We start from the raw sequence: 11481 nt of genomic DNA on the forward strand, positions 1-11481 counted from the left end.
TCCTTGATTAAAAGTTTTATATCAAACAGTTATTGACGACAGTATTGTCAGAAACAGTATGAGCGATATTTGGAGAGTTGCTAGTTACCAGGGCTCACGGAGCCCTGAAGGGCAGGAGAGTTTAAGCAATTCGGCAGGCGTCGGCTTCCCAGCGATACCCCACGCCATAGACCGCGCGGATAAACGACTGCTCGGCATCCAGCGACTCCAGCTTGCGTCGCAGGTTCTTAATATGGCTGTCGATGGTGCGGTCGGTAACGACGCGGTAATCGTCATAGAGATGATTGAGCAACTGTTCACGGGAGAACACTTTTCCCGGCTCATGTGACAACGTTTTAAGTAAGCGGAATTCGGCGGGCGTTAAATCGAGCATCTTCCCACGCCAGGAGGCCTGAAAACGGCCTTCATCGACGATAAGCGGGCTTTCTGCATCCATTTGTTGCAGTTCGCGCTGCGGTTTGCATCGGCGCAGGATCGTTTTTACGCGCGCGACAACTTCGCGCGGGCTGTAAGGTTTACAAATATAATCATCAGCACCGATCTCCAGCCCCAGCAGGCGATCAATCTCTTCGATTTTAGCGGTTACCATCATGATGGGGACTTCTGAGAAGCGGCGGATTTCCCGACACAGGGTCAGACCGTCGGTACCGGGCAGCATCAGATCCAACAAGATCAGATCGGGCGGCGTTTGGCGCACGTAAGGCAGAACAAGGTCGCCGTGGTTGATCAGCGTAGGGGCATAGCTCGCTGCCCGCAGGTAGTCGATCAGCAGTTGCCCCAGCTTAGGCTCATCTTCCACGATCAGAATACGCGGTGTGTTTTCATCAATGGGTAACTCAGTCATACATCTCTCTGTAAATCGCGTTCCAGCGGTAACTCTACTGTAATGCTAACCCCACCAAAAGGCGAATGGGCGGCACGAATCAGACCATTATGCGCCTGTACGATATTGACGCAAATCGCCAGCCCCAATCCGGAACCTCCGCTGGCGCGGTTGCGCGAGCCTTCGGTGCGATAAAATCGTTCAAACAGCTTCTGTAACTGCTCGTCACTTACGCCAGGAGCGGAATCTGCGAAGGTTAATAACACCATGCGTTCGCGTTGTTCGGCGCTGATATGCAACCCGCCACCGCTATCGGTGTAGCGCAGACTGTTTTCCAGCAGGTTGTTGAACAGCTGCATCAGACGATCCCTGTCACCAAATACCGTCATGCTGTCGGGGAGCGAAAGCTGTATGGTCAATCCACGGCTGGCGAAGCGTTCACGAAATGCGCCGCTTGCCACTTCCAATAGGGGGATGAGGTCCAGCGATGTTTTCTGATAGGCCAGCGCGCCTTCATCTGACATGGAGAGCTGATGAAGGTCGTCAACCAGTTTGGTGAGCGTACCGACTTCAGCCTGCAACGAGGCAACGGAGTCAGGGGTAAACTGGCGTACGCCATCCTGAATGGCCTCCAGTTCACCGCGCAACACCGCCAACGGCGTACGCAGTTCGTGAGAAATATCGGCCATAAAGTCACGACGCATCTGCTGGTTTTTTTCCAACGTACTGGCGAGCTGGTTGAAGTCCTGCGCCAGCTTGCCCAGCTCATCCGTACTGGTTGGCGTAACGCGAGTGGTGAAATCGCCCGCTGCCAGTTTGTGCGTGCCTTCCACCAACCGCTTAACCGGGGCCAGCAGGCTGCGCGCCAGCGTAAACGTCGCCAGCGCGGCCAGGATCGTGGAGAGCGCAACGATAAGCCAACTGGATCGTCTTTGCTGCATGTCGAAATTGATATCCGTATTCCGCGTTAAGCGTTCTACAGGAGAGGCGATCACGGCGCCCACTTCGCTACCGTTAACGCGTATGGGATGGCGCATGCCGTCGCGAGGAACTGGGCCGCGCGGGCCGACCAGCACGCGGGCATTTTGGTCGACAACCCAAAACTGTGTACGCCAGCCGTGTGGCGGCATGCCTGGGCCCGGTTTATCATCGTCGTTATCGTGTTCAAAAGAGCGCAGGATCTGGAAAACAAAACGATCGTTATTGCGTAAGAATCTCCAGTTGCCGTGCTGCTCGTACTGCTCGCTTAATGCGTCGCTGAGCATTTGCAGCCGCTGCTCGTTGCCGTGCTTGATATAGTCAATAAAACCACGTTCGAAGCTAATGCGTACGGCCCAGTGCATGCTGATCAGCAACACAATGCAGGTGGCGAAAATTGCCAGAAACAGTTTGCCGGTGATACCGGGCCGCCAGAACTTCATCAGGTGCTCCTTTTGCGCCGTGAAATCACCGCGTTGGTTTGCGTGTCGTTCGGCACGCGGGCAAAAATAATGGCGGGCAGCGCAATAATGAAGGCGATGCACAGCCAGGTATACATAAAGACGGTATGCGTACTTCCGCTGTCGATGGCGATATGCTGTTGGCCGAACATGCCCAGCAGCAGGCCTGCGATGGTCACACCAATACTCATCGATAGCTGCATGATCATCGACAGCAGGCTGTTACCGCTGCTGGCCAGATCGTCAGGCAGATCTTTTAACGTAAGCGTGTTCATGGATGAAAAACGCGTTGAGTTGACCATTCCCTGTAAAAACAGCACGAAGGGCAGGGCGTAATACCAGCCCAGCAGTGCCGTGGTCATTAGCAACAGACTGACCAGCGAAAGGCCAAGCGTAGTGGTAATCAGCACACGACGGTAACCAAAGCGGTTAACGACCTGCACCACAATGCGCTTCATGCCCATACTGCCCAGCACCATCGGGATCATCATCAGCCCGGCATGAAAAGGTGAAAAACCGAGGCCAATCTGTAAAAACACCGGTGTCATAAACGGCAACATGCCGCTGCCGATGCGTCCGGCAAAACTGCCGAACAGACCTAGCGAGAAGGTTGGTGTGCGAAACAGATTCAGGCTGAATAGCGCACGCGGATTACGATGGGCGTGTTTCAGATACAGCGCAATAGCCAACACCCCGCAGATAACCAGCGCCGCCAGCGTGATACTGGAGAGGCCGGTTCCTTTGCTGCCATCGAGCGCCAGCGTCAGTACCGCCATGCCGACCGCCAGCATCGCGAACCCAGAGAGGTCGAAACGTCGGGTTTGCATGGTGTAGTTGGGCATCAGCATTAACGTCGCTATCGCACCGACAATACCAACCGGAATGTTAATCAAAAATATCCAGTGCCAGGAGGCGTATTCAACCAGAATTCCGCCTAACGCCGGGCCCAGCAGCGGGCCGATTTGACCGGGTAAAGTGACAAACGTCATTGCCGCCATATATTGCTCACGCGGGACGATTTTCATCACTGTTAGCCTGCCGACCGGCACCATCATCGCGCCGCCAACGCCTTGTAAGACGCGCGCCATCACCAGCTCGTTGAGCGTGCTGGACCCGGCGCAAAACAGCGAGCCAAGCGTAAACAGGATGATGGCGGTGAAGAAGATATTACGCACGCCAACTTTGTCCGCCAGCCATCCGCTGGCGGGCAGCATCACGGCAACAGTTAAAACATATGACACAATGACCATATGCATGTGTAACGGGCTTTCCCCGAGGCTTGCCGCCATCGAGGGAAGCGCGGTGTTAACGATAGTGGTATCCAATGACTGCATAAAAAAGCCAAATGCCACAATCCAAAGTTGCCAGCGGGTGCTGTCGGGAAGTTCTGTCATAACTCTGCTACCGGTTTGCTGTTTTTACGCGAAAAACGCAGACGCAGACGGTCGAAAAAGAGATAGACCACGGGCGTGGTGTACAGCGTCAGGAGTTGGCTCACGACCAGCCCACCGACAATGGTTATCCCCAAGGGCTGACGCAGTTCAGAGCCATCTCCTGCGGATAACACCAACGGCAACGCGCCAAACAACGCCGCCAGCGTGGTCATCATTATTGGGCGAAAGCGCAACAGGCAGGCCTGGAAAATAGCTTCTTCCGGCTGTAGCTTGCCGTTTCTCTGCGCTTCCAGCGCAAAATCGACCATCATGATGGCGTTTTTCTTCACAATGCCAATTAATAGCATGATCCCTATCAGGGCGATTAGGCTGAACGGGGCATTGAACAGTTCCAGCGCCAGCAACGCCCCGACGCCAGCCGAAGGTAGCGTGGAGAGGATGGTCAGCGGATGGACATAGCTTTCATACAGCATACCCAGCACGATATAGACCGTGGCGATGGCGGCGATAATCAGGATCACCTGCGAATTCATCGTGTCCTGAAATACCTGTGCGGTACCGGCAAAGCTACCGCGAACCGTGGAAGGGACGCCGAGCTGGGTCATGGTTCTGTTGATGGCCTCTGTCGCTTCTGACAGTGAAGAACCTGTCGGCAGGTTAAACGACACGGTTGAGGCGGCAGACAAGCCCTGATGGTTCACAGACAGTGGCGCATTCGCCGGCTGCCATTTGGCAAAGTACGATAACGGGATCGCTTTACCGTCATTGTTGATGACGAACATTTTGTCCAGTGCGCTGATGTCCTGGGTGTAACGTCGATCAACCTCCATCACCACTTTGTACTGGTTCATCGGCTGATAGATGGTAGAGATCTGCCGTTGTCCGAAAGCATTATTCAACAGGCTGTTGGCGGCTGCCACGTCGATCCCCAGACGAGACATGGTGTCGCGATCGTAAATCAGATTCATCTCCGCGCCATTGTCCTGCTGATCGGAGTTGACGTCTGCCAGTTGGGGCAGTGCGGCAAGCGCCTTACGGATCTTCGGTTCCCACTCACGCAGCGCCGCGAGATCGTCGGACAGCAATGTGTATTGATAGCTGGCGTTGGCCTGGCGTCCACCAACGCGAATATCTTGCACCGCCATTAAAAACAGATTCGCACCTGGCTCTTTTGAAAGCGCGACGCGCAGGCGGTCGATCACCTGCTGAGCGGTTTCACGGCGCTCATCGCGTGGCTTGAGGGTAATAAACATCATCCCGCTGTTAACCCGCGAACCACCGGTAAAACCGGTGACGTTATTCACCGCCGGGTCGTCGCGGATGATCTTCATAAAGTCCTGCAGTTTGCCGCGCATGGCCTGAAATGAGATGCTCTGGTCGGCCTGGATCCCACCCATCAATACACCCGTATCCTGCTCCGGGAAGAAGGTTTTGGGGATGGAAATATAAAGCCAGATATTCAGCGCAATGGTGCCAAGCAACACCACGCCTACCAGCCGCGTATGGTGCAGCACCCATTTAAGCGAGGTGCCGTAACTCTGTTGCAGCGCCACCAGCACACGACCAAAACCCCGTTTGCGAGACTGTTCGCGCGGGGAGCTAGATTTGAGCATCCAGCCGCACATCATTGGTGTTAATGTCAGCGACACCAGCAGCGAGATACCGATAGCAACCGACAGCGTGACGGCAAATTCGCGCAGCAAGCGCCCAGGCAATCCGCCCATTAATAGCAGTGGCAGGAACACCGCCACCAGCGACAGACTCATGGAAAGCACGGTGAATCCCACTTCGCGCGTACCCTGTAACGCTGCCTGGAGAGGCTTCATTCCTGCTTCCAGGTGGCGGGCAATATTTTCCAGCACCACGATGGCGTCATCGACGACAAATCCCGTGGCAATGGTTAACGCCATCAACGACAGGTTGTTCAGGCTGAATCCGCACAGATACATAGCGGCAAAGGTACCGATCAGCGAGACCGGGACTGCTACCGCGGGGATCAGCGTCGCACGCCCGGAGCGCAGGAAAACAAAGACCACCAGGATAACAAGCGCCACGGAGATAATCAGCGTCTGTTCGACTTCCTCCAGTGAAGCGCGAATGGTCGGCGAGCGGTCCTGGGCGATTTGCAGATCGATGGCGGCCGGTACCAGCGTTTGTAGCTCCGGTAATTTGGCGCGAATGCTGTCTACCGTCTGAATGATATTGGCTTCCGGTAGCTTGCGGATCATCAACAGAATGGCCGGTTTGGCATTGGTCATCCCCGCGTTGCGTACGTCCTGCACCGAGTCGGTTACAGACGCAACGTCGCCCAGTCGCACCGCCGCGCCGTTATTGTAGTGGATGATGATCGGCTGGTATTCGGCGGCGGTTTTCAGCTCATCGTTGGTTTGGACCTGCCAGCGGTGAGTATCATTCTCGATAGCACCCTGCGGCTTACGCACGTTGGCGTTGTCAATTGCGCTACGCACGTCATCCAGTGACACACCCTGGTTAAACAGCGCCTGCGGATTAAGCCCTACACGCACGGCAGGCAGTGAGCTGCCTCCAACGTCCACGTCGCCCACGCCGTCGATTTGAGCGATGGTCTGCGCCAGCTGGGTTGATGCGAAATCGTACAATTCACCTTGCGAGTACGTGTCCGATGTTAGCGTCAGGATCATGATTGGCGCATCGGAAGGGTTGGCTTTGCGATATGTTGGTCGGCTCGGCATCCCGCTGGGTAGCAGACTTTGCGCGGCGTTAATTGCGGCCTGAACGTCCCGCGCCGCGCCATTGATGTCACGGTCGAATTTGAATTCGAGAATAATACGCGTACTGCCAAGTGAACTGCTTGATGTCATTTCGTTCACGCCCGCAATGCGCCCCAGCGAGCGCTCCAGCGGAGTTGCGACCGAGGACGCCATCGTTTCGGGTGAGGCACCCGGTAACGATGCGCTGACCATGATCACCGGAAAATCCACCTGCGGCAGCGGAGCGACCGGCAGCAGACGAAATCCGAGTATGCCGCACAGGGTGATGGCTACCGAAATGAGAATGGTCGCCACTGGACGATGAATGAAAAGCGCGAAAAATTTCATTTACGCTTCCTCTTCCTGGCGCGGGAAGCGGCTTTTCACATACAGCGACAGACGGTCAAACAGCAGATAAATCACCGGGGTGGTAAACAGGGTTAATACCTGACTCACCAGCAGCCCACCGACCATGCCAATACCTAATGGGCGACGTAACTCTGCGCCCACGCCGGTACTCAACATCAGCGGCAACGCGCCGAGCAGTGCCGCCAGTGTAGTCATCAGGATTGGGCGAAAACGCAGCAGACAGGCCTGGAAAATGGCATCGCGTGGTGACATTCCCTGTTCGCGCTCCGCGGCAAGGGCAAAGTCGATCATCATGATGGCGTTTTTCTTGACGATACCGATGAGCAAAATTATGCCGATAATCGCGATGACGTCCAGTTCGCTGCCGGCAATCATTAACGCCAGAAGCGCCCCGACACCCGCCGTCGGCAACGTGGAGAGAATAGTAATTGGGTGAATAAAGCTCTCATACAGCACGCCGAGGACGATATACATCGCGACAACCGCAGCCACAATCAACCAGATGGTATTTCCCAGCGCGGCCTGGAAAGCGAGCGTACTGCCCTGGAACTGGGTGGTAATATTTGCGGGCAAGTTAAGCGTTTTTTCGGTATCCAGAATGGCCTGTACCGCATCACCCAGCGACCACTCGTCTGGCACGTTGAACGAGATGGTGGTGACCGGGAACTGATCGAGGTGGTTAATCGACAGCGGGGCAAAACGCTGTTCAACACTGGCGATCGCGCTGAGCGGTACTATGCCACCGTCGCTACTGGTCAGACGAATTGTATCCAGTGCCGCAAGCCCTGGCGTATTGTTGGTGTCATGTTCTAACACCACGCGATACTGATTTGCCTGGGTGTAGATGGTTGAAATCAGTCGCTGGCCGAAGGCGTTGTACAGGGCGTTGTCGACATCTGACATGCTGATGCCCAAACGGCTGGCGCTGTCGCGATTGACGTTCACATATGCTACCAGCCCTTTGTCCTGCCAGTCGCTACTGACATCGGACAGTTGCGGTAGCTGATTTAGTTTTGCTATCAGTTGTGGAACCCAGGTGCTGAGGGCATCAAGGGATGTTGCTTGCAGCGTGAACTGATATTGCGTCCGGCTGACCTGAGTATCAATCGTCAGGTCCTGAGTGGGCTGAAGATAAAGGTCAACGCCGGGAACTCTGTCAACCGCGTCCTGTAGGCGCGCAATCACTTTCTGCACCCGATCGTCGCGTTCATCCAGCGGCTTAAGGTTGATTTGTAAGCGCGCGCTGTTCAATGCCGTATTAGTGCCGTCCACACCGACAAAAGCGGTCAGGCTTTCTACTGCCGGATCTTTCAGAATGACATCTGAAACCTGACGCTGGCGCTGGGCCATGCTGGCAAATGAGCTGGACTGTGGCGCCTGTAGCGTTCCCTGGATAATGCCGTTATCCTGGATCGGAAAGAAGCCTTTGGGGATAAAGACCCATAGCATAACGCTCAGCGCCAGCGTGCCGAGCGCTACGCTGAGCGTGAGCCACGGATGGTTGAGCACTTTCGCCAGCCAGTGTCCGTACCCGGCAATAACGCGATCAAACATTCGCTCTGAGGCACGGGAGAAGCGGTTTTGCTTACGTAATGAGGCCTGATTCAGCATACGCGCGCACATCATCGGCGTAAGAGTGAGCGAGACAACGGCGGAAATCAGAATCGCTACGGCCAGCGTCACAGCGAACTCACGGAACAATCGACCTACGATATCTCCCATAAACAGCAGTGGGATCAGTACGGCGATCAGTGAAAATGTCAGAGAGATAATGGTAAAACCAATCTCGCCCGCGCCCTTCAGGGCAGCAGTCAGCGGTTTTTCGCCTTTTTCGATATAGCGTGAAATATTCTCGATAACCACGATAGCGTCATCCACCACAAAACCTGTCGCAATGGTTAGCGCCATGAGGGTCAGGTTGTTGATGGAGAAATCGAGGAATACCATCACCGCGAAAGTACCGATTAACGATAACGGTACGGCGACCGCAGGAATAATGGTTGCCGGAATATTGCGCAAAAACAGGTAGATAATCATGACTACCAGCGCAATCGCCAGCATCAACTCAAATTGGGTATCCGCTACGGACGCACGGATATTGGTCGTACGATCGGAAAGTACGCTGACCTTAACCGATTTGGGCAGGCTTTCGGTAAGCTGCGGCAGCATCTGGCGGATACTGTCTGCCGTGGAGATGATGTTCGCGCCAGGTTGGCGCTGAACATTCATCACTATAGCTTGTTGCTTATTGGCCCATGCGCCCAGCCAGCTGTTTTCTGCTCCTTGTTCGACGGTGGCGACATCGCCCAAACGAACCGGCGCACCGTTTTTATAGGCAATAATGAGCTGACGATATTCGTCTGCGGACTGCATCTGGTCGTTGGCTGAAAGGGTAACGGCACGCGTTGGGCCATCAAGACTCCCTTTTGCTGAATTGACGTTGGCACCGGTAATGGCCGTACGGATGGTTTCGCTGGTCAGACCGAGTGCGGCAATGGCCTGAGCGTTAAGTTTCACGCGGACCGCCGGACGTTGCCCTCCGGAAAGTGTTACCAGACCCACGCCGGATACCTGAGAGATTTTCTGCGCGACGCGGGTTTCGACCATATCTTCCACCTGCGTCATCGGCATGGCGCTGGAAGTGACCGCCAGTGTCATGATCGGCGGATCTGCCGGGTTTACCTTGCTGTAGACCGGAGGGTTAGGGAGATCGCTGGGTAATAAATTGGTGGCGGCGTTAATCGCGGCCTGAACTTCCTGCTCGGCAACATCCAACGGGAGCGTCAGTTGAAACTGTAACGTAACGACCGATGCGCCACCGGAACTTTGTGATGACATCTGTTTTAAGCCAGACATCTGCCCGAACTGACGTTCAAGCGGTGCGGTGACCGCCGAGGTCATGACGTCCGGGCTGGCGCCGGGGTAGAGCGTAACGACCTGAATCGTGGGGTAATCCACTTCAGGTAAGGCGGCGATTGGCAGGAAGCGATAGCCGATAATACCGGCAAGCAAAATCGCGACCATCAGCAGAGTGGTGGCGACGGGGCGCAGAATAAACAGGCGCGATGGTCCGCCTGTGCTGTCCGGAGGTAACACCTGCATCAGGAGTTGGCTCCTTTTTTGCCGTATCCGCGTGGCGCTGTTTTCTCATCGGAAACAGAGGCGTCGTGCGCCTCAACGACTTCGACTTTTGCGCCTTCCGTCAGACGATCGATACCGTCGGTCACGACTCGATCGCCCGCAGACAGCCCGGCGGCGATCACCACTTTTTGGCTATCCTGAATACCCGGTTTCACCAGATGTTTGCTCACTTTGTTATCGCTATTCAGTACCCAGACAAAGTGGCCTTCGTTGCCCATCTGCAGGGCGGCAGTTGGGATCACAATGGCATTTTGTTGTGTGTCGACCAGCATGCGGGCGTTAACGAACTGGTTAGGGAATAAGGCATCATCCTGATTGGAAAAACGAGCCTTAACTTTGATTGTTCCGGTGGTGGCATCAATCTGATTGTCGAGACTGAGCAGGACGCCTTCGCTGAGCTTTTGCGAATTGGTTCGGTCCCAGGCTTCGACCTTCAGCTGGCTCCCCGATTTTTGTGCCTGCAACACGGTAGCAATGTCGTTTTCAGGCAAAGTAAATATCAGGTCGATGGGATGCGTTTGCGTAATGACGACAATTCCGGTGGTATCGCCGCTGGAAATTTGGTTACCGACATCGACCTGTTTCAGGCCGACACGACCATCGACAGGCGCGGTTATCCGACTCCAGTCGAGCTGCAACTGAGCGCTGGCGACGCTGGCTTCATCCGCTTTGATTGTGCCTAACGTCTCGTTGACCAGCGCCTGCTGGGCATCCAGTTCCTGGCGGGAGACCAGATTGGTTTTAACCAACTGTTGATAGCGGGCAAGATCGCGACGGGCATTCGCCAGCGTGGCTTTATCTTTTGCCAGTTGTCCCTGCGCCTGAGCCAGAGCAACTTTGAACTGGCTGGGATCTATCTCTGCCAGCAGGTCGCCGGCTTTCACCTGTTGTCCTTCCTCAAAGTGTAAGGCGATGAGTTGACCATCCACCCGACTACGCACCGTGGCGGTATTTGCGGCAGTAACGGTCCCCAGCCCTGTCAGATAGCGTGGCACGGCTTCCTCGGTGGCGGTGGCAGCCTGCACGGGAGCCAACGGTCCGGAGCGTATTCCACGCCGTCCTGACCCCGCCGTGTGCTGCGCGGGTTTGGTCGCGCCCGGTGCGGTTCCCTGGGATGCACTGCGGCTTTGCCAGAACCAGATGGCGGCGACGGCGGCCACGACGATCACGATTGCTATCACCCAGCGGGATTTATTACTGCCTTTCATTGTTATGAGTTTCTCATCCTGAAACGATTCGCGGAATGATACTAGTTTAGCCAGTGAACAAGGGAGAAAAATGGAGGAATTATGAAACACTGTCGGGATTCGTCTGAATGCTGACGCGGCTTTGCGAGGTGTTACGCAACAATCGGTGGTGAAGATAGCGAATGCGCAATTGTGCGATAGAGTGCTGACAAGGCAAAAAGGAGGAAAGCCAGAGATTTCAGCGGGACGCTGGAACGGGAAAGCCCCTCCCGAGGAAGGGGCCAAAATAAGGAAAGGGTTATGATGAAGTACGTCATCATACTGGTGATACTCTTAGTCATTAGCTTACCGGCTTACTAAGACACCAGGGGGAGGGGAAACCCTCCCTAACCCTCACTC

General features: G+C 55.2%; 7 protein-coding genes. 1 reads left to right on the forward strand and 6 read right to left on the reverse strand.

The annotated features are described in order from the left end of the window. Positions 1-121: 121 nt before the first annotated feature. From baeR to OGX89_RS11100, 6 genes are read right to left on the reverse strand one after another with little or no spacing between them, the layout of a single operon-like run. Positions 122-844, reverse strand: a complete 723-nt coding sequence (baeR, locus tag OGX89_RS11075; RefSeq protein WP_003834278.1) for an envelope stress response regulator BaeR — start codon at positions 842-844, stop codon at positions 122-124. Next, a complete protein-coding gene (gene baeS, locus OGX89_RS11080; RefSeq protein ID WP_003834277.1) occupies positions 841-2244 on the reverse strand; it encodes an envelope stress sensor histidine kinase BaeS in 1404 nt (467 codons plus the stop codon). Before baeS ends, baeR begins: the two co-directional genes overlap by 4 nt. Beyond that, complete coding sequence (locus tag OGX89_RS11085; protein WP_003834276.1) at positions 2244-3656, reverse strand: MFS transporter; 1413 nt, start codon at positions 3654-3656, stop codon at positions 2244-2246. The genes baeS and OGX89_RS11085 overlap by 1 nt, the downstream gene beginning before the upstream one ends. Next, positions 3653-6733: a multidrug efflux RND transporter permease subunit MdtC gene (gene mdtC, locus OGX89_RS11090; protein WP_063940494.1), complete on the reverse strand. Its 3081-nt coding sequence runs from the start codon at positions 6731-6733 to the stop codon at positions 3653-3655. Before mdtC ends, OGX89_RS11085 begins: the two co-directional genes overlap by 4 nt. Continuing rightward, on the reverse strand, positions 6734-9856 hold the full coding sequence (locus OGX89_RS11095; protein WP_125112565.1) for an MdtB/MuxB family multidrug efflux RND transporter permease subunit: 3123 nt from the start codon (positions 9854-9856) through the stop codon (positions 6734-6736). Next, on the reverse strand, positions 9856-11103 hold the full coding sequence (locus tag OGX89_RS11100; protein ID WP_125112564.1) for an MdtA/MuxA family multidrug efflux RND transporter periplasmic adaptor subunit: 1248 nt from the start codon (positions 11101-11103) through the stop codon (positions 9856-9858). The genes OGX89_RS11095 and OGX89_RS11100 overlap by 1 nt, the downstream gene beginning before the upstream one ends. Before the next feature lie 279 nt (positions 11104-11382). On the opposite strand from OGX89_RS11100, the gene OGX89_RS11105 reads away from it, so the two are divergent. After that, positions 11383-11442: a type I toxin-antitoxin system Ibs family toxin gene (locus OGX89_RS11105; protein ID WP_106672390.1), complete on the forward strand. Its 60-nt coding sequence runs from the start codon at positions 11383-11385 to the stop codon at positions 11440-11442. Positions 11443-11481: the final 39 nt, after the last annotated feature.

The sequence above is a fragment of the Citrobacter sp. Cpo103 genome (assembly GCF_030332605.1).
GTDB classification, from domain to species: domain Bacteria; phylum Pseudomonadota; class Gammaproteobacteria; order Enterobacterales; family Enterobacteriaceae; genus Citrobacter; species Citrobacter portucalensis.